General features: G+C 45.5%; 13 protein-coding genes. 10 read left to right on the forward strand and 3 right to left on the reverse strand.

Annotated features, from left to right (window positions below; all coding sequences use genetic code 11):
• Positions 1–20: 20 nt before the first annotated feature.
• From carA to RDV52_RS10060, 3 genes are all read left to right on the forward strand, one after another.
• Entirely contained in the window at positions 21–1,097 is a 1,077-nt protein-coding gene (gene carA / locus RDV52_RS10050) for a glutamine-hydrolyzing carbamoyl-phosphate synthase small subunit (RefSeq protein WP_004363053.1), read from the forward strand.
• Positions 1,097–4,321, forward strand: a complete 3,225-nt coding sequence (gene carB / locus RDV52_RS10055) for a carbamoyl-phosphate synthase (glutamine-hydrolyzing) large subunit (RefSeq protein WP_004363052.1) — start codon at positions 1,097–1,099, stop codon at positions 4,319–4,321. The genes carA and carB overlap by 1 nt, the downstream gene beginning before the upstream one ends.
• A 76-nt stretch (positions 4,322–4,397) precedes the next feature.
• Positions 4,398–5,156 (forward strand): hypothetical protein, encoded by a 759-nt coding sequence (locus tag RDV52_RS10060; RefSeq protein WP_004365676.1) that lies wholly within the window; start codon positions 4,398–4,400, stop codon positions 5,154–5,156.
• Positions 5,157–5,864: 708 nt separating this feature from the next.
• Here RDV52_RS10060 and RDV52_RS10065 read toward each other — a convergent pair.
• Positions 5,865–6,059 carry a hypothetical protein gene (locus RDV52_RS10065; RefSeq protein WP_040556971.1) on the reverse strand — a complete coding sequence of 65 codons (195 nt, stop codon included), beginning with the start codon at positions 6,057–6,059 and terminating at the stop codon, positions 5,865–5,867.
• A 369-nt stretch (positions 6,060–6,428) separates the two neighbouring features.
• Here RDV52_RS10065 and RDV52_RS10070 point away from each other — a divergent pair, with 369 nt between their 5' ends.
• The 7 genes from RDV52_RS10070 to truA all read left to right on the forward strand — a co-directional run bounded on the left by RDV52_RS10070 (position 6,429) and on the right by truA (position 17,698).
• The gene (locus RDV52_RS10070) at positions 6,429–9,158 is read left to right on the forward strand and encodes a TonB-dependent receptor (RefSeq protein ID WP_040556733.1); all 2,730 of its coding nucleotides are present in this window, start codon (positions 6,429–6,431) and stop codon (positions 9,156–9,158) included.
• Positions 9,155–9,538, forward strand: a complete 384-nt coding sequence (locus RDV52_RS10075; RefSeq protein ID WP_004365673.1) for a hypothetical protein — start codon at positions 9,155–9,157, stop codon at positions 9,536–9,538. Before RDV52_RS10070 ends, RDV52_RS10075 begins: the two co-directional genes overlap by 4 nt.
• The gene (locus tag RDV52_RS10080) at positions 9,539–11,047 is read left to right on the forward strand and encodes a DUF6850 family outer membrane beta-barrel protein (protein WP_004365672.1); all 1,509 of its coding nucleotides are present in this window, start codon (positions 9,539–9,541) and stop codon (positions 11,045–11,047) included.
• A gap of 35 nt (positions 11,048–11,082) precedes the next feature.
• A complete protein-coding gene (locus tag RDV52_RS10085; protein ID WP_004365671.1) occupies positions 11,083–12,306 on the forward strand; it encodes a DUF4876 domain-containing protein in 1,224 nt (407 codons plus the stop codon).
• Positions 12,307–12,372: 66 nt separating this feature from the next.
• Complete coding sequence (locus RDV52_RS10090; RefSeq protein ID WP_004365670.1) at positions 12,373–15,192, forward strand: M16 family metallopeptidase; 2,820 nt, start codon at positions 12,373–12,375, stop codon at positions 15,190–15,192.
• Between the two features lie 147 nt (positions 15,193–15,339).
• The gene (locus RDV52_RS10095) at positions 15,340–16,893 is read left to right on the forward strand and encodes a ComEC/Rec2 family competence protein (protein ID WP_004365669.1); all 1,554 of its coding nucleotides are present in this window, start codon (positions 15,340–15,342) and stop codon (positions 16,891–16,893) included.
• A gap of 22 nt (positions 16,894–16,915) precedes the next feature.
• Positions 16,916–17,698: a tRNA pseudouridine(38-40) synthase TruA gene (gene truA, locus RDV52_RS10100; RefSeq protein ID WP_004365668.1), complete on the forward strand. Its 783-nt coding sequence runs from the start codon at positions 16,916–16,918 to the stop codon at positions 17,696–17,698.
• Between the two features lie 246 nt (positions 17,699–17,944).
• Here truA and ccsA read toward each other — a convergent pair whose 3' ends face one another.
• Entirely contained in the window at positions 17,945–18,742 is a 798-nt protein-coding gene (gene ccsA / locus RDV52_RS10105; RefSeq protein ID WP_004365667.1) for a cytochrome c biogenesis protein CcsA, read from the reverse strand.
• The gene (locus tag RDV52_RS10110) at positions 18,739–20,046 is read right to left on the reverse strand and encodes a cytochrome c biogenesis protein ResB (protein ID WP_004365666.1); all 1,308 of its coding nucleotides are present in this window, start codon (positions 20,044–20,046) and stop codon (positions 18,739–18,741) included. Before RDV52_RS10110 ends, ccsA begins: the two co-directional genes overlap by 4 nt.
• Positions 20,047–20,088 lie beyond the last annotated feature (42 nt).

Below are 20,088 nucleotides of genomic sequence, written 5' to 3' on the forward strand. Positions count from 1 at the left end.
TCATCAACATACGAATTAAAATGAGGAATGTAACTTTAGTCTTAAATGATGGTACAGAATTTCATGGAAAATCATTCGGATATGACAAGCCTGTTGCAGGCGAAGTTGTATTCAACACAGCAATGATGGGATACCCCGAAAGTCTTACCGACCCTTCCTATGCAGGTCAAATGCTTGTCATGACATTCCCCTTGGTCGGCAACTACGGTGTTCCACCATTTACGATTGAGAAGAATCATATTCCTTCGTTCATGGAAAGCGACAAGATTTATGTCTCTGCACTCATCGTTTCCGATTATACGGAGGAGTACTCTCACTGGAATGCCGTTGAAAGCTTGGCATCATGGCTCAAGCGCGAAAAGGTTCCTGGAATCACAGGCATTGATACACGCGAGCTTACAAAAGTATTGCGCGAACACGGCGTAATGATGGGACAAATCATTTTCGACGACGAAGCTGACAACATTCCTACTGCCCACTATGAAGGAGTAAACTTTGTAGACCTTGTTTCTACAAAGGAAATCATTCGTTACAATGAAGGAGGCGGAAAGAAAGTAGTGTTAGTAGACTGCGGTGTAAAAGCCAACATCTTGCGCGAATTGATAAATCGCAACATCGAAGTGATTCGTGTACCTTGGAATTACGATTATACATCATTGGAATACGACGGACTTTTCCTTGCCAATGGTCCTGGCGACCCAGATATGTGCAGCGATGCAGTAGAGATTATCCGCAAACAAATGAATGAAAGCACAAAGCCAATATGCGGTATTTGTATGGGAAACCAACTTATGGCAAAGGCTGCCGGTGCAACCATCTTCAAGCTAAAGTATGGTCATCGTGGACACAATCAGCCTGTCAGATTAGTAGGAACAAACCAATGCTACATTACTTCTCAGAACCACGGTTATGCTGTTGATGCAAAAACATTGGGCAAAGACTGGGAAGAACTCTTTGTAAATATGAACGATGGCAGCAACGAAGGAATCCGCCATAAGACAAATCCTTGGTTCAGCTCACAGTTCCACCCTGAAGCAAGTTCGGGTCCGATAGATACAGTATTTATGTTTGATAAATTTGTAGAAGCACTGAAATAATGAAAGACGAATCAATAAAGAAAGTCCTGTTACTTGGTTCAGGCGCATTAAAGATAGGTGAAGCTGGTGAATTTGACTATTCTGGTTCGCAAGCACTAAAAGCACTGCGTGAAGAAGGTGTTTCTACCGTTCTCATCAACCCAAATATTGCAACCGTTCAAACATCGGAAGGCGTGGCAGACCAAATCTATTATCTGCCCGTTCAGCCTTATTTCGTAGAACGTGTTATCCAAAAAGAACGTCCCGATGGTATTCTTTTGGCATTTGGTGGACAAACCGCGCTGAACTGTGGCGTAGAGTTAGACCGTCTCGGCATACTCGAAAAGTACAATGTAAAGGTGCTCGGTACACCTGTAAAGGCAATTATGAACACCGAAGACCGTGAACTTTTCGTGCAGCAATTAGACGAAATCGACGTTAAAACCATTAAGAGCGAGGCTTGTGAAACCGCAGAACAAGCACGCAAGGCAGCTGCAACATTGGGCTATCCTGTCATTATCCGTGCAGCTTACGCATTGGGTGGACTCGGCAGCGGCTTTGCCGATAACGAAGAAGAACTCAACAAACTTTGCGAAAAGGCCTTCTCGTTCTCACCTCAAGTATTGGTGGAAAAGAGTTTAAAGGGCTGGAAAGAAATAGAATACGAAGTGGTACGCGACCAATACGATAACTGTATTACGGTCTGCAATATGGAAAATTTCGACCCATTAGGTATCCACACGGGCGAATCTATCGTAATTGCACCTTCGCAAACCCTTACCAATAGCGAGTATCACAAGCTCCGCAAATTAGCAATAAAGATTGTACGCCACATCGGAATAGTAGGCGAATGTAACGTACAATACGCTTTCGACCCCAAGAGCGAAGACTACCGTGTAATTGAAGTCAATGCACGCCTCTCTCGTTCATCGGCTTTGGCAAGTAAGGCGACGGGCTATCCCCTTGCTTTCGTGGCAGCCAAATTAGGTATGGGCTATGGTTTGTTTGAATTAAAGAACTCTGTTACAAAGACTACATCGGCTTTCTTCGAACCAGCACTCGACTATGTTGTCTGCAAGATACCACGCTGGGACTTGAGCAAGTTCCGTGGTGTAGACAAGGAATTAGGCTCAAGCATGAAGTCGGTTGGCGAAGTTATGGCTATCGGCCGCAACTTCGAGGAAGCCATACAAAAGGGATTGCGCATGATTGGGCAAGGCATGCACGGCTTTGTAGAGAACAAAGAACTTGAAATTGACGATATAGATGCTGCATTGCGCGAACCTACCGACAAGCGTATCTTCGTTATTTCAAAGGCAATGCACAAAGGTTATACCATTGACCAAATTCACGAACTTACCAAAATCGACCATTGGTTCCTACACAAGCTAAAGCATATCATCGATGTTGATGAGCAATTAAAGACTTGCAACATCAACACACTCGATAAAAACTTGCTCCGCACAGCAAAGGTATATGGCTTCACCGATTTCCAAATCGCTCGTGCAGTAGGTTTGGAAGACGAAGTTGGCAATATGCACAAGGCTGTCTTGGTGGTTCGCCAGTTGCGTAAAAGCTATGGAATCCTCCCTGTTGTCAAGCAAATCGATACGCTTGCAGCCGAATATCCTGCACAAACCAACTATCTTTACGTTACCTACTCGGGCGTAGCTTCTGACATTAAGTTTGAAACCGACCGCAAGAGTGTCATCGTTCTTGGCTCGGGTGCTTACCGCATCGGCTCTTCTGTCGAATTCGACTGGTGTGGCGTTCAGGCATTAAACACCATTCGCAAGCAGGGCTACCGCTCTATCATGATAAACTACAACCCCGAAACCGTATCGACCGACTACGATATGTGCGACCGTCTTTACTTCGACGAACTCACATTCGAACGTGTTATGGACATCATCGATATGGAAATGCCACAAGGCGTAATTGTTTCTACGGGCGGACAAATTCCTAACAACCTCGCCATACATCTTGATGCAGAGAACGTTCCCATACTCGGAACAAAGGCAAAAGACATTGACAACGCCGAAGACCGTGCCAAATTCTCTGCCATGCTCAACGATATTGGTGTGAACCAACCAGAGTGGCGTGCGCTGACAAGTATGGCAGACATTCAGGAATTTGTAGACCGTGTGGGCTTCCCCGTACTTGTTCGTCCTTCTTACGTTCTTTCCGGAGCAGCCATGAACGTTTGTTCCAACAACGACGAGTTGGAGCGTTTCCTCCAGTTGGCAGCCAACGTGAGCGAAGACCACCCAGTGGTTGTAAGCAAATTCATTGAGAATGCGAAAGAAATAGAAATGGACGCAGTGGCTCGTGATGGCGAAATCATGGCTTACGCAATATCTGAGCACATCGAGTTTGCAGGTGTTCACTCAGGCGATGCTACCATTCAGTTCCCGCCACAGAAGCTCTATGTAGAAACTGTACGCCGTGTTAAACGCATCAGCCGACAAATTGCCAAGGCATTACACATTAACGGTCCGTTCAACATACAGTTTATGGCGCGCGACAACGATATACTCGTTATTGAGTGTAACCTTCGTGCCAGCCGCTCGTTCCCATTTGTGAGCAAGGTGCTGAAACTGAATTTCATCGATTTGGCTACCAAGATTATGCTTGGCATACCAGTGGAAAAGCCAAACAAAAACCTCTTCGACCTCGACTATGTGGGTATCAAGGCTTCTCAATTCTCGTTCAACCGCTTGCAGAAAGCCGACCCTGTGTTGGGCGTAGATATGAGTTCGACGGGCGAAGTGGGCTGCATTGGCGAAGACACACACACGGCATTGCTGAAGAGTATGCTCTCTGTTGGGCAGCGAATACCTGCAAAGAACATACTTCTTTCTACTGGTGGAGCAAAGCAAAAGGCAGAAATGCTCGATGCTGCGAAGATATTAAAGGCTCATGGCTATAATCTTTTTGCAACTGGTGGTACTTCTAAATACCTCACAGAAAACGGTTTAGAAAACACATTGGTATATTGGCCATCGGACGAAGGCAAGCAACCACAGGCATTAGACCTTCTACACGAGAAGAAAATAGATATGGTGGTGAACATTCCGAAAGACCTTACGCCACGCGAACTTACCAACGGTTACAAAATCCGCCGTGCGTCAATCGACCTCAACATACCATTGCTCACCAACAGCCGCCTTGCAAGTGCTTTCATTGCGGCGTTCTGCAATGTGAAGTTAGACGATATTGACATCAAGGCTTGGGGCGAATATTAAAACACTGTCCCGTCTATCAATAAAGGCATACACGATGCCAACAACGTATTACCTAATTTAACTAACAAGATTTTATATGAAGAAACTTTTATTTTTAGCTTTTACAGCTATCTTAGGAATGAGTGTGAATGCACAAGAAACATTGCTCTCTGAGCGTCCGGAAGGTATCGTTAAAGTTTACGACCGCGCAGGTAAGGGCATCAAACTACAACAGGGAGACGATGGTTCTCTTGAAATGACCAGTCTTAATCTATCAGAAGCATCTGACTTCGAAGTTGTTTTCATGGCTGACAACAAGACTGTTTACGTGAAAAATCCGATTGTTGCGCTACCTGAGACATTCTCAGACGTAACCAATCGTTGGGTAAAAGGAAGTATTAAAGACAACAAAATAACAATTCCACACAAATCGTTAATCTTCTCAACCAAAACCGACCAAGGCGAAGATGTCTCAATATATATGGGATACTATGGAATAGAAAACAATCAAGCTGTTCCCGTTAATCCGTCAGTAGATGTTACCTATACAATTAATGATGACAAAATCACACTCGATGCACCGAAAAACGACAAAACCTATCTACTCTCGTGTATTGCAGCAGATGGCACATGGTTTAGAATGAGCGAATATACTGGAGCCGTTTATACCTTAAATAAGGAAAAAACACCGAACGATATTAAGAAAACAAATAAAGAGAATGAATCGAACATTACAAACGAAGTCTATTACGATCTCTCTGGTCGCAAAACTTCAAAATCAACTAAAGGTGTTACAATAAAACTGATGAAGTTCAATAATGGTACACAAAGATGCATTAAATCTATAAATAAATAAGTTCCCCCATATCTCGTAACCTAACATAAGTCTTTAAAAATTGAGGCGTAATGAACATTTGATAGGCTGGTTATTCCAGCCTACTTTTTTATATTTAGGAATCCATCTATGAATTTCTTTTTATTAGCCTCATTTTTTTTCAGTTGTATAGCTCGCTATAATCTTTCAAAAAGGAAAAACATACATACTCTACGACCGATTAGGGTTAAAAAACGTGATTGCCACAAGTTTCTTGTCAATAACTGTCAAGCTTGATTGGAAATTGGTGAGGTAAGCTAAAAAAGTAGGTTGTTGAACTGAGGGGAATCAACTCTACAACGTACAAAAAGCCAGTCGACTGCTTTGCGTAAATTAGATATCTGCCACTCTCATTTCAGATATCTTATTTTTAGGCGTAATGGATATTCTTCATACATATAGCCATTTAAGGTGTTTCTGTACAGAACGCCTTGCAGTTCTTAACTTTCTATATGTATAAATCTTAATACTTGCAGTCATTCTTAAATAACCCAAGTATTTTCTTGAAGTTAATCGAGCAATAGCAATAAAAGAATATCTTTTATTAAAAGGACTTATAAAAAAAGGGCAGCACATATATAAAGTATGCTCCCTTTTTGTATTATGGATATTATCAATTCTTACACAAAATAAAAAACCGCTGGACGCTAAGTCCAACGGCAATTTCTTAATAGCAAAGTAATACCTGGATTACTTAACGTGAGCTGAGTCAGCGTGAGCTTCTACTGCAGGTGAATCAACTTTGTTTGTATCTTGCTTTGTTGTATCTACATTAGTTGTATCTACTTTAGATGTATCTACATTACCAGCAGGTTTACCTTTACCATTACAAGATGTCAAAGAGATAGCTGCGCAAGCTACTGCTACAAATAATAACTTTTTCATTTTCTTTGCTTTTTTAATCTGTAAAACGATCATTAATTCTTAAAACGATGCAAAGGTAGACATTTTTTCTTAATAGCCATACATTTTTTTATACTTTTTTTTTAGATTTCTAAGAGATTTCTATATATTACTGATTATTAACTAATTACATAGCACTTCTCAACTGTTAAATATTACTAATACGTTTTTTATGTTCGAACAAAATGTGTGTATACAGACAAAAAAGAAAAAATAATGAGTTTATTTGTCGGTTTATAAAACCACTTTTCGAATTCGGAAGACTATCAACCAAATAAAAATTACCTACTTTTGAGTATTGTGTCAATCGCTATTCTTTCTAATTTTGCATATAAGAATCACAATGCAAAAATGAGGCGAACAAGATACATACTTTTTTCTATATTTGTTTTTCACGCCATTATAGGTTTTGCACAAAATGTAACAGGTGGACTCGTCTTGGAAAGCCTAACGCATCAACCAGTTATAGGGGCTTCCATAACGCTTGCAGAAACCAAGAATGTTGTGGCAATAACCGATATGAACGGACGTTTTACGGCGAAAAACATAAATGGGAAAACTATCCGTATAAGCTATATTGGCTTTAAGCCATTGGTTGCAAAAGCTACCAAAGATGCTACCTACTATTTAGTAGAAGACACAAACGCATTGGCAGAAGTGGTGGTTACGGCACAAGAGTCGCGCGGATTGGCTTCTGCCTCTACCATTGGCAAGAAGGCTATGGAGCATTTGCAGCCTTCCACCTTCTCCGACTTGTTGGAATTGTTGCCTGGCGGACGTTCTGCCGACCCTTCGCTGAATAACCCGAACAGCATTCGGCTGCGCGAAGCGGCATCGAACAGCGGTGCAAACTATGCCACTTCGTCGCTTGGAACCAGTTTCGTCATCGACGGAGCACCCGTTTCAAACAATGCCAATATGCAGTATATGAAAGGGGCTTGGGACTCGCCTGTTACCAATCGCGACTTCACCAATAAGGGCATTGATATGAGAACCATATCAACCGACGATATTGAAAAGGTGGAAATAGTGCGTGGTATTCCTTCCGTGGAATACGGCGACCTTACCACGGGACTTGTAAAGATAGAACGCCGTCGTGGTGGCAGCAATCTGAGTGCCCGTTTAAAAGCCGATATGAGCAGCAAACTCTTCTATTTGGCAAAGGGTTTCGAGTTCGGAAAGCGTTGGACACTCAACATTAGTGCCGACTATCTTGATGCCAATCGCGACCCACGCAATTCGTTGGAGCGTTACTCGCGCGTTACTTTCTCGGCACGTAGTGGCGCAACTTGGACAAAAAACAACTATACCTTGAAGTGGACGAACAACTTCGACTATGGCGGTTCGTTCGACGGTGAGAAGTTAGACCCCGATTTGAACAAAGGAAAAATAGATACTTACAAATCGAAATACAACCGTTTCGCCTTCAATACGGCACTCAACGTAGCATTCAAACACAAACTCTGGTTGAAGTCGGTAAACGCTACGCTCTCTTCAAGCTATCAGCACGATGTCATTTCACGCACGCGTTTGGTGCAATTATCGCAAATGACGCCTGCCGTAACCACCACTGAGGAAGGCGAATACAACGTTCCCATTCTGCCCTACACCTATTATGGCACCCAAGATGTAGACGGAAAGCCGCTCAATATATTTGCTCAGCTGAATGCAAAACTGCAGGTTCCATCTACCATCATAGCCAACACGTTGCTTGTTGGTGCGTCTTGGACATTGGATAAGAACTATGGCGACGGACAGATATTCGACCCTCTGCGCCCACCTTATACAGGTATTTCCGTCCGGCAGCGTAAACTTTCAACCATTCCAGCCATGAGTACGCTTGCCGTTTATGCCGAGGAACAGCTGCGCATACCCTTTGCACGCCACACGTTTGAACTAAATGGAGGTATCAGAGCGAGCCAAATGCTTAATCTGCCGACGTCCTACACCATGCACGGACATTGGTATTTCGACCCACGAATGAATCTTGGGTGGTCGTTTCCGCAATTCAAGGTAGGTAAATGGGCAACAAACGTCCGCATACAAGGCGGTGTAGGTCAGCACACGAAGAACCCAACAATGGAGTATCTCTACCCCGACCCACGCTATTTAGACATTGTGCAGCTCAGCTACTACCACCCCAACAACGATTACAGAGTCATCAACGTGCGCACATTCGTTATCGATGCCACCAACAAGGCATTGAAACCCGCCCGAAATCTGAAGTGGGAGTTTGGCACAGACATAAATATAGCAGGCAACAGCCTCTCTGTTACCTACTTCAAAGAGAATATGACGTCGGGGTTCCGCAGCAACACCGTTTACCGCCCCTATACTTTCAAGCAATACGATACATCGGGTATCGACCCCAACAGCATAACGGCAGCACCCGATGTTGCTACCCTACCCTACACCATGGTGCAGGAATTGTTTGGACGAAGCGAATATACCAACGGCAGTCAGACGTTAAAGCGAGGCATAGAATACACCTTTGCCACACGCCGCATACCGTCGTTGCACACCCGACTTACGATAAACGGAGCGTGGTTCAGAACCATTTACCGCAATTCGCAGGTCGTTGCCTACCGTCCTTCAGCGGTTATCGACAACAAACAAATACAGTATGTTGGCTTATACCGCGATAACGACGGAGTGAAAAACGAAATGGCAAATACCAATTTCACGTTCGACACCGACATTCCAAAGCTCCGTTTGGGTTTTTCGCTATCAGCTCAATGCCTTTGGTTCAGCTCTACGCAGCGACTTCCGTTAAGCAATGAGCCCGACCAATATATCTCGCCCGACGGCACGATACACGATTGGCAAAAGGAATATGCAAACGATACGTATCTGCGCTTCCTCGTTCGCAACCACTCGGCAGTTGAATACAAAAAATATATCGTACCGTTTTCAATGAATTTGAACTTAAAGGTAACGAAGAAGTTGCTCAACGACCGCCTCAACATTGCGATGTTCTGCAACAGAATCTTAGACTACACCCCTGATTACGAACAAAACGGCATCAAGATAAGACGCAGTGTGCGCCCTTATTTTGGCTTGGAAATCAATGCAAAATTATGAAACAGGTACTTCAGATAATATTTCTTGCACTCATCGGCACAGCTTTAACAGCCTGCCACAATAGCACCGACGACTACATGGCTTCGGTTACCATCGTCATCAACGGTGGCGACACTTTGCGAATAGACCGTGTTCAGGCAACCGCTACCATAAGAAACCTCAACACAAAACAGGTTATCACTTCCACGAACTTCAATGGCAACGTTCTCAAACAGCAGTTGCTGCGTGGTGCTTATCAAGTTAGTGTAGACGGTAGCATACAATACACCAACCAAAAGCAGCAAACCCGCATACGTTCGTTTCGCAGTCAGACCGATTTTATTGCCTTTGGCGACAGCAACGACTACACTCTTGAAATGAAACCCATATTTACAGATTAAATGAGAATACTCCGACTGCTATATATTATAATAGGTGTAGCATCTGGCAACCTTGCCTTCGCGCAAGATTCGGCACGCTATGAGAGGGCAACCATTGCGAATTTGCCTTATCGAACAGCGTGGCAGAATCCTGCTGTCTACGGTACTGTCTTTCGGTTTACACAAAACGAACTTATGCTGACAGCCTATTACTCGCACGCATCAGCCCCTTTGCTGCTTGAAAAAGGCGATGGACATTCGGCAGCAGAAGCCAAAACCACAGCCTATATTCACCTTTCCAACCATACAACAGTGTGGGGTAAAGCAGCATATACAACCAAAAGAACGTCCAACATACGGTGGAACTCCACTTCCGACTACGATTTGCTTGCTCCATACGTACTTGCCGATACCGTAGGAGGCAACACACAGGGCGAAAGATACACCTTTTCGGGAGGCTACGCTACTGCTATTGGCAAATGGAACGTAGGTGCCGAGATGCTGTTCCGTGCCGAACAAGAATGGAGAAACCGCGACCCGCGTATGCGTGGCATTGTTTCCGACCTTACAATAAAAGTTGGTGCAGCCTATCAGACCACAGGCAACTACCAGCTGGGGGCATCTCTTTCGGGCAATATATACAAACAGTCGAACGATGTAGACCTATACAACGAACAGGGAGGAGCAGCCCAATACGTGATGACGGGATTGGGAACGCACTACAAACGCTTCTCTGGGTTTGCTTCCGATGTAAACTATACAGGTAGCGGAAGTACACTTCTGCTTTCGGCGCAACCACTTACGCAACGTGGTTTCTATGGCGATATAACTCTGGAGAGCAGCCGATACAAACGTATCAGCAACGAATACAACTCGTTACCGCTCACAACATTATACAACAACAATGCAGCTATAACCGCAGGCTACAGAAACAAGGGAGTAAAAAGCCAATGGACAGCATTTGCGCACTACGCTTTCGACTGCAAGCACGGCGACGAACACGTTGCAGGCGATGCCGTTGCAGGTGTTTATCCTGTATTGGCAGACCTCACAATGTACAAGCATTACCACACTACGACATACGCAGGTGCAATGTTTACTGCTCTTTCAAAGAGTCAATGGGCTATCGGAACAAAACTGGGCTACATTTCCAACCGTTCAAAATATGTTTATCCAAGCAGAAAAATAAACTTTTCGCATATCTTCACCGAAGCTACCACACAGTTGTTGTCGCACATTGGCAAACGTTGGCTTACCGATTGCCAACTAACGGCTGCTTATTTCGCAAAGGCAAATGCAACCATTGATATGCCATATACCGACATGGAACCCTTCTTTGTGCAGATGGTAAACTACAATTATATACAGCAGCGTGCCAGCTATGGGCATATCAACGCCCGCTTTCGCACCGACTACAAGCTCAACAACCCACGTTATGGTATGTTTGCCGAACTACAAGGCGCAACAACCTTCACGTCAGAACATAAGAAACAAACGACGATGAGCCTTACAATGGGGCTTACGTTCTAAATAAATTATTCAGTAATCAATTAAATAGAAAGAAAATGACAAAGAAAATTTTAATGAGCACAATGCTGCTCTTAGTTATGTGTCTTGGTTTTGTGTCTTGTTCAGACGACAAGGACCAGCCAACAGCAACCTCTTCGGTGGTTATCAATCTTGAAATGCCGCTTACAATCCAAGGCGGAGAGCTCACCGATGCACAGATTGTACTTATCAACAAGAAGTCTGCACAACCCTATACAACACAGCAGATTAAGAAAACAGACAACGGTTACACAGCAACCATAGAGAATGTACCCGTAGGTTCGTACTCGGTAGTGGCTGTTGGAACTGCCAAATTCACAGTAGACGGCAAGCAAACCACCACCAAGGTAAAGGCTACGAACGAGAATGTAGAGATTGTTGATAACCAATCAGGCAACACCGTTAAGCTCTTGTTCAACGTTTTCACAGGTAAAGAAGGCTTTGTAATCTCTGAAATATTCTTCCGTGGCTCACCAAGAGACGGCGGTGCTCCATACAACAGAGACCAATACTTTAAGATTACCAACAACAGCGACCAGATTTTGTATGCCGACAGCATTATTATCATGGAGTCAGCTTTCAGAAACGACAATCCACAGAAGTATCTGAAAGACTTGCGTAACGAAGGTTTTGCCGCACAAGCCATTTATATGATACCTGGAAGTGGAAAAGATGTTCCTGTAAAACCAGGCGAAAGCCTTTTAATAGCACTGAATGCAAAAGACCACAAATCAGTAAACGGTGCCTCTTTCGACCTCAGCAAGGCTGACTTTGAGTTCTACGATGAGTCTAAGGTAAGCGTAAAGGACGAGGACAACCCATCTGTCAAGAACCTCGACAAGTGGTATTGCTATACCCAGTCTTTCTTCATTCTCAACATGCACGGCAACAATGCGTATGCGATAGCTAAGATTCGTGGCACAAAAGACGACTTCCTGAAGAACAACACGTACGATGCACAATACCACGCTACCAACGGTAAGCTCATGACAACCAAAGCCTACTTCGTACCAAATGCGTGGATTATTGATGCCGTAAACCTCTCTTACAAGGACAACGACCACCAATGGCGCGTAATGTCTATATTGCTCGACAAGGGCTATACTTATTGTTCAGACAACAAAGACGACAAGAGCGGTATTGGAACAGTCGTTGTACGCAAAGCGGTAAACGGCAAATATGCCGATACCAACAACTCGACCGAAGACTTCACACCGAAGGCTACACCAACCGTCAAGTAAATTTCTCTAAGCTGTTGGAGGCGCGAAAAGCGTTCTCCAACAGCTTTTTTTCATTATAAAAACATTATGAACAAACTTTTTTCACAGCTGCTTGTCGCACTCCTCCTGCCGCTTTCGCTATCGGCACAGACGATGGAGACAGACAAGTCGTACAGAATGGGTAAGCTGGAAAACGGACTTACCTATTATATTCGCCACAATTCTAAAGAACCAAACCTTGCTGATTTCTACATCGCACAGCGTGTTGGGTCTATCCTGGAAGAGCCTCGCCAACGTGGTCTGGCACATTTCTTGGAACATATGGCGTTCAATGGTACAAAGAACTTTCAAGGAAAAGGCAGCTCATTAGGCGTTGTGCCTTGGTGCGAAAGCATCGGTGTGAAGTTCGGAACAAACCTAAACGCCTACACCAGCGTAGAACAAACCGTCTACAATGTATCTGCCGTACCTGTAAAACGCGAGGGAATTGTAGATTCTACCTTGCTTATTCTGCACGATTGGAGCCATTTCCTGTTGCTCAACGACGACGAAATAGACAAAGAACGTGGCGTTATCCACGAGGAATGGCGCACGCGTCGGGCAGGAATGGCAGTGCAACGAATGATGGAACGTGTGCTTCCTGTGGTCTACAAAGGCACGAAATACGAGGATTGCCTGCCTATTGGCTCAATGGATATTGTAGACAACTTCCCTTATAAAGACTTGCGCGACTACTATCAGAAATGGTATCGCCCCGATTTGCAAGCCATTATCGTGGTGGGCGACATTGACGTGGACAAGATGGAACAGAAAATCCGTCGTACATTTGCCGACGTTCCCAAGCCCACAAACCCAGCCGAAAGAGTTTACTATCCCGTTGCCGACAACGACAAGATGATAGTTGCCATCGACAAAGACACCGAGCAACCCATTATGCTCGTAAATCTCTACATGAAACAGGAAGCCACTCCCGACAGCGAAAAGAACCTTGTGGCAACTGCGCGTAAGAGTTATGTAACAGAACTTGTTACCTCTATGATAAACAGTCGCCTTGCCGACATCAAGAAACAAGCCACACCACCTTTCCACAGTGCATCGGTGGGCGCAGGACAATTCCTTATTTCAAAAACGAAAGATGCCTTTTCGCTTTCGTTCGGCTGTCTGCAAGAGAACGTGAAAGGTTCGTTCCAAGCTGCCATTGCCGAGACACAGCGTGCCCGACAGCACGGTTTCACGGAAAGCGAATTGCAACGTGCAAAAGCAGGATTCCTGAAAGCTGCCGAACGCAGATACACCGAGCGCAACGACCGTCGCAACCGTTACTTTGTAAAGGCTGCCCTGCAAAACTTCTTGGCAAGCGAACCGATAACGACAGCCGAATACGATTACAAGCTGATGCAACAGTTCGACAAGGAAGTTACGCTGACCGACGTGAACAAGGAGGTTGCCGAACTTGTTTCAAACAAGAACCAAGTGCTTACGATATATGCGCCCGACAAGCCCAACTTCCCCATTGCCGACGCGCAAACCTTTGAGAAATATGTGCTCGATGCGCAAGCAAAGAAGTACGAACCTTACAAGGAGGAGTCTGCAGGAAAACAACTCATAGACAAACTGCCGAAGAAAGGCAAGATAAAGAGCGAGCAGAATTGGGGCAAGTTCGGTGTGAAGAAACTTGTATTGAGCAACGGCGTGGAGGTTTATGTGAAGCCTACAGACTACGCAAAAGACCAAATCAGCATGCGTTTCTTCGGCGAAGGTGGCACATCGCTCTACCCCGACACCGATGCACTGAACTTCCACATGCTTACAAGTGCCATTACTGATGCAGGAGTGGGCAAGTTCGACAACGTCCAGCTCAGCCGAATGCTCAGCGGAAAATCGGTTCGTATAAGTCCAAGTATCGGATACGAAACGCAAGCCATCAACGGCAACTCCTCGGTAAAGGACTTGCAGACACTCTTGGAACTCACTTACCTTTACTTTACTGCACCACGCAAAGATACAGAAAAGTTCAAAGGCAGCATTGCCACTATGCGCTCGTTCCTCAAAAACCGCGAAGCCAACCCACAAGTGGCTTACAACGATTCGGTTTCGGCTATTCTTTACGGCAACCACCCACGTTTGCAGTCCATAAAGACAAGCAACATCGACCGTGTGTCGTACGACCGCATCTGGCAAATCTACAACGAACGCTTCAGCGATGCATCAGGCTTTAAAATGGTCTTGGTGGGCAACATTGATATGGAAAAGCTACGCCCACTGCTCTGCCAGTATGTTGCAACACTGCCGTCAAAGGGGAAACGTGATACAGTAAAAGACACTTACCCCGCAGTGCGCAACGTAAACGAGACGCATACCTTCAAGAAGAAGATGAACACACCTTCTACCTTGGTGAGCGTTTTCTATACTTTCGACGAACCTTACACGGCAAAAGCTGACCTTGCACTCGATGTTTTCAAACGTGTACTGACCATTGCTTACACCGATTCAATACGCGAGGAGAAAGGCGGAACGTATGGTGTAAGCGTGCAGAGCGAACTCGACAGGAACTCAAAGCCTACTACTTTGATAAAGATAGGCTTCCGCACCGACCCTGCAAAGTACGAAATGCTGATGCCTATCGTTTACAGACAGATAGAGAACATTGCCAACAATGGGCCGTTGGCAGAGAGTATGGCGAAAGTAAAAACATATTTACTGAAAGCATACCAACAGAACGCTATCACGAACAACTATTGGGACTATGTTATTTACAACAATCTGCGACACGGCGTAGACTTCCACACAGGTTATGAAGACCTTCTGAACGGAATTACTGCGCAAGACATACAGCAGATTGCAAAAGATATGCTGAAGTCCAATCGCCGCATCGAAATAACAATGATGCCGGAATATATGCAATAAGTATACCATTGATTGTAGACGAATTAATGTTAGAAATTTAGGGTTTTATGCTAAAGATGGGCAAAGATAGGTCAATGTAATGACGAAAGCAAGAGAATATTTCTTACTTTTGCAGCAGAATTAAAAACAATGTGAACAATCTATGTTATGAGGCGGAGTACTGACGGCGACATGAATCCATTGGTAAAAGTGGCTGTAGCCCTTATTATAGGCATGACACTCGGGCGATATGGTGCAACTGCCGTTCCGTTATGGAGTTGGTCTGCAATGGCTGCCTTGTGCTTGGCAATCGTGCTTTTTAGTGGGAAAAGACGATTGTCGGGCAGCTGGTCATTGCTTTTGGCTGTGGCTTCGGTAGGCGGATTGCTTATGGCGGATACAGAAATAAACTTGCAAAGGAAGTTCATTACAGAACCGTTCCGCTACGATGCCGTGTTGCTTACAGAGCCTGTGCAACACGGAAAAGTGATGAAGACAGACTTGGCTATATCTACAACTGAAGGAATGATAAAAGTAAAGGCGTCGATATTGCGCGATACTGTTTACAATAACTATAAACGGTTGCATGTGGGCGACGGCATTACGGCTTATTCGCAGCTGGAAGAGCCTGTGAACTTTCGGGATTCGGAATTTGACTATGCCCGCTGGTTACGTTTGCACGGTTTCGATGCTGAGACATTCATCTACTATCGGAACTGGAAGAAAGCGTCGGTGGACCTGTCGTTCCTCAACATTGTGGACCGTACGCTCATAGAACTGAAGCGAGCCAAGCAACAATGGCTGCAAACCTATATGCGCACTGGGCTTAGCGGACAGACGGCTGCCGTTGCAATAGCGATGACCTTGGGCGACAAGCAGCATATATCGGAAGAGGTGAAAGACGACTATTCTATTTCGGGAGCAAGTCATGTGCTGGCACTTTCGGGCTTGCATCTCAGCATTATCTACGCCATCTTTCTGTTCGGATTCAATCTTTGCAAAGGCATTCCCTACATTAGCACCCTCGTCAGATACCATTTAAGCGACCTGCTCGTGCTGCTGCTTATCTGGCTATACGCACTGTTGGTAGACTTTTCGCCGTCGGTGGTGCGTTCTGCCACCATGATTACCGTCTACAGCATGGTGGGATTGCTGAACAGAGACAAGTTCTCGCTGAACACACTGGCATTAACTGCCATAATATTGCTGGCAGCACGACCACAGAACTTGTGGGACGTAGGTTTCCAAATGTCGTTCATGGCGATGCTTGCCATCGTGCTCTTTGCTCCCCTGCTCTATGGTCTGCTCTCTCGGGAACGACTTCAACGCCATTGGTTGCTGCGCTGGGTGTGGGGGCCGGCTACGGTCTCGGTTGCTGCACAGGCAGGGACGGTTCCTTTGGTTGCATATTATTTCGGACGATTCAGCTGCTATTTCCTGCTTTCCAGCTTTGTTGTCATTCCGTGTGCCACTATTGTTCTTTATGCTGCAATACTATTGCTGGCATGTTTTTCCGTTCCAACAGTACAGTTCATTGTAGGAAAGACGTTGCTTACAGTAGTTGGTTTCATGAACACTGCCTTGCACCGCATAGCCCATCTGCCAGGTGCAAGCATAGAAGCGTTGCACCCCAGTGTGTTGCAGGTGTCTCTTTGCTTTGCATTCCTGTTTTGCATGTACTATTCAGCTACTTTTATCAACAATGAAACCAACTTGAGATAAAATTGCGTACCTTTGCAGCACTATGCAAAGGTATTTTATTAAATTCTCATACGACGGCACAAACTATCACGGCTGGCAAATTCAGCCGAACGGAATAACGGTACAGGAAGTCTTGGAAAAGGCTTTGTCTACATTGCTGCGCTCAAAGACAGGCGTAGTTGGTGCCGGACGAACCGACTCGGGAGTCCATGCACGCACTATGTTTGCTCATTTCGACTGTTCAGAAGAAGCCATAGACTGCAAACAGCTATGCTACAAGCTGAACCGCTTGCTGCCTCGCGATGTTGCCGTTACTGCCGTGTTTCCGGTTGGAAACGAGTTGCACGCACGCTTTTCGGCTACATCGCGCACCTATCACTATTACATGCACCATGGCAGAAACCCATTTCTTAAGGCTTATTCGTGCGAAATGCCGTACGTATTGGACTATGACAGAATGAACAAAGCTGCAAGTTACCTTGTAGGTGAGCACGACTTTAAATGCTTTTGCAAGGCGGGGGGCGACAACAAGACCACCATTTGCAACCTGACAGAGGCTCGTTGGGAGCGTTGCAACACGCAGCTTTCCATTCGCGACAATGTAGAAGAAGCAGGGCAATGGTGCTTCGTAATAACAGCCAACCGTTTTCTTCGCAACATGGTCCGTGCCGTTGTGGGAACGCTGGTAGAGGTTGGAAGATACAGGATTTCGCCCGACGAGTTCCAAAAGATTGTAGACCATGGCACCCGCAGCGATGCGGGAGAGAGCATGCCAGGCAATGCCCTGTTTCTTTGGGACGTAGAATACCCCCTCTACCGCAAGTAGCATTGTATCTATATAACACCAATCCTTCTACCTCCTTGTATCCTATGCTTAACACCCTCACGAGGGTATCATGCAATACCCTCACGAGGGTGTCAGGCAATACCCTCATGAGGGTATTATATGACGTCGTATAATAGAGTTGATAGGCATCTATATAGTACTATATATACAGAGAGGACACACCACAATCGGCGTGTCCTCTTTTATGCGTCTTACAGTTTATGTCGTCTAAATATTGCTGTTAGCCTATTGCATATTGTAAGTATGTACACTTGTGCCTTGCGCAGAAGGCAGATAGTTAATGCCCCACCAACACATTTGCAGGAGCACAAAGTTCACGATGAGTATCCACATAGCCACCTCCAAATCGCACTTCTTGCGCAAGCGGTAGTGAATATAGGTAAGATAAGCCAGCCAGGTGGCAGCTGCCCAGGTCTCTTTCGGGTCCCAAGCCCAGTAGTGCCCCCAGGCATCTTTTGCCCAGAGCGCACCCGTAAGCATGCCCAGCGACAGGAATGCCCAGCCAATGTAGACAAGGTTGTCCGTAATGTCAAGTTCTTTATGCGTAACTATCTTGCTCTTCTTAAAGAACAACAGATAGACAGCCATGACAAAAGCTGCTCCTAAAAGCGCGTAGGCAAACATGTAAATGATGACGTGCGGAGCAAACCAGGGGCTCTGCAGTGCGGGCATAAGTGTCTTGCTGTGAATTTCGGGCTTCAGCAGATTAATCCCAATGAAGACCAATGCCAAAATGGTAGAGAACGACAGCAGCCATTTATAGTCCCATCGGCTGTAAACAATGATACCGGCTAATGGCAAGAAGAAAGAATACCACAGACGTGTCTCGCCCATGGTACGCATTGGGGGACGGTCGAGCGAAATCCACATGATGAGTATATAGCTAAAGAAAACAACCAGTCCGGCTATCGTGGCACTATATGCCACAGCCTTCCTGTCTTTCCAAGCCGCGCAGGCACCCGCTGCCCAGAGCAGCACCGCTACCATGGCAAAGTATATAAAGTAATTCCAAAATGCAGTCATTTCTTTCCTTCCTCCTTCTTGTATTTATTACGCCCTGCAGTTACAAACATGAGAACTGCGCCAATAATCAGCAAGTAGATCCCCACATAGGTGGCAGGCAGCCAAGGATCCGACACAAGTTCGTACACACTGAGCGTGCTCCATTTGCCCTGCTCCTTGTTAAAGTCGAGCTGGTAAATCTTCCACGTGCCTACGGTAACAGGCTTGTTTACCTCTATGCGTGCCTTGAAGGTCTGGCCATCTTTGGTATAGATATTAACGTCGGAAGCGTAACGCAATGGTTCGCGAGCCGACATGGCTATCTCTGTCCTCTTGTCGAGCTTCAGCGTAGACATAGGGAACATGTAACTTCCCGAGCTCACCCAGCCTTCCTTCACCACGTTCCCTTTCTGCGCCCTGACAAGGATAGCCGTAGCAGCACCCTTATCCTTGTATTCAACGAAACCACCTGCATTAATGCGCATGCCAAGATCGTCCATTCTCATCATCTTCATCATCTGCGCCGGCATGCCCTTGATCATTTTAAGCATACCCGCAGGCAGTGCGTCTTCAATGTACTTCACGACCGTAATGTTCCAACCCATCAGTTCGCCCGAGGTGAACCCCCTCTCGACAATAATGTTCTCTGGCTTGTCGGCAGGCAGGCTCTTGCCCGACTTGGTGTCGAATATAGCCAGCTTGGGAGGATACTCGTCGATACTGAACTTCTGCAGTTCGATGGCAATCGGCAGTTCGTGCACCTGCTGGAAGTTGTCAATGCCACGCCATTCAGGCTTGCCTTCTTCGCAATACATCTTCAGACGTTGCATGTCGGCAGAGCCTAATGTTCCACAAGTAATGAAGATAAACAGTCCGATATGACTGACGAGCGAAGGAATGAACCGCTTCTGAAAGTGCATAAGCTGGTGTATTCCTACTTCTGCCACGATTACAACGCTCCAGAGATAGATGAGAACGAACGGCCAGAAACTAAGCATGCGGCTGAGCCCGACAGGATCCATAGCCGGGTGTCCATCGGCAACCTGTCTGCTTAGTCCCATAATAACGGTAAGTACAGATGCAGTGGCAAGCGCAGGCACGGCAGCCTCAACCTGCGTCATGAAGCGAAACAGATATACTTTAGAGCGCAGTGCATAAAACAGCCCTGACACTATGACAAGTGCAGTTAGGCCAATGATGTTGGCTGGCCACATGAACACGAGCCACTCCATTGCTCCTATAGAGACTTGTAATAGGGCTCCTGTTATCAGAAGCCCTATACTTATTGCAAATCCCTCACGATATTTCCAAGGTTTATTCCACATAATTTATGTCCTGTAAACAATTCTTGTTGCCAGTTATTGTCA

The sequence above is a fragment of the Prevotella nigrescens genome (assembly GCF_031191185.1).
GTDB classification, from domain to species: Bacteria; Bacteroidota; Bacteroidia; order Bacteroidales; family Bacteroidaceae; genus Prevotella; species Prevotella nigrescens.

Excerpts from the sequence above, each read along its gene's own strand:
- carA (WP_004363053.1), top strand. The coding sequence starts at position 21 with ATGAGGAATGTAACTTTAGTCTTAAATGATGGTACAGAATTTCATGGA.
- carB (WP_004363052.1), top strand. The coding sequence starts at position 1,097 with ATGAAAGACGAATCAATAAAGAAAGTCCTGTTACTTGGTTCAGGCGCA.
- RDV52_RS10060 (WP_004365676.1), top strand. The coding sequence starts at position 4,398 with ATGAAGAAACTTTTATTTTTAGCTTTTACAGCTATCTTAGGAATGAGT.
- RDV52_RS10065 (WP_040556971.1), bottom strand. The coding sequence starts at position 6,059 with ATGAAAAAGTTATTATTTGTAGCAGTAGCTTGCGCAGCTATCTCTTTG.
- RDV52_RS10070 (WP_040556733.1), top strand. The coding sequence starts at position 6,429 with ATGAGGCGAACAAGATACATACTTTTTTCTATATTTGTTTTTCACGCC.
- RDV52_RS10075 (WP_004365673.1), top strand. The coding sequence starts at position 9,155 with ATGAAACAGGTACTTCAGATAATATTTCTTGCACTCATCGGCACAGCT.
- RDV52_RS10080 (WP_004365672.1), top strand. The coding sequence starts at position 9,539 with ATGAGAATACTCCGACTGCTATATATTATAATAGGTGTAGCATCTGGC.
- RDV52_RS10085 (WP_004365671.1), top strand. The coding sequence starts at position 11,083 with ATGACAAAGAAAATTTTAATGAGCACAATGCTGCTCTTAGTTATGTGT.
- RDV52_RS10090 (WP_004365670.1), top strand. The coding sequence starts at position 12,373 with ATGAACAAACTTTTTTCACAGCTGCTTGTCGCACTCCTCCTGCCGCTT.
- RDV52_RS10095 (WP_004365669.1), top strand. The coding sequence starts at position 15,340 with ATGAGGCGGAGTACTGACGGCGACATGAATCCATTGGTAAAAGTGGCT.
- truA (WP_004365668.1), top strand. The coding sequence starts at position 16,916 with ATGCAAAGGTATTTTATTAAATTCTCATACGACGGCACAAACTATCAC.
- ccsA (WP_004365667.1), bottom strand. The coding sequence starts at position 18,742 with ATGACTGCATTTTGGAATTACTTTATATACTTTGCCATGGTAGCGGTG.
- RDV52_RS10110 (WP_004365666.1), bottom strand. The coding sequence starts at position 20,046 with ATGTGGAATAAACCTTGGAAATATCGTGAGGGATTTGCAATAAGTATA.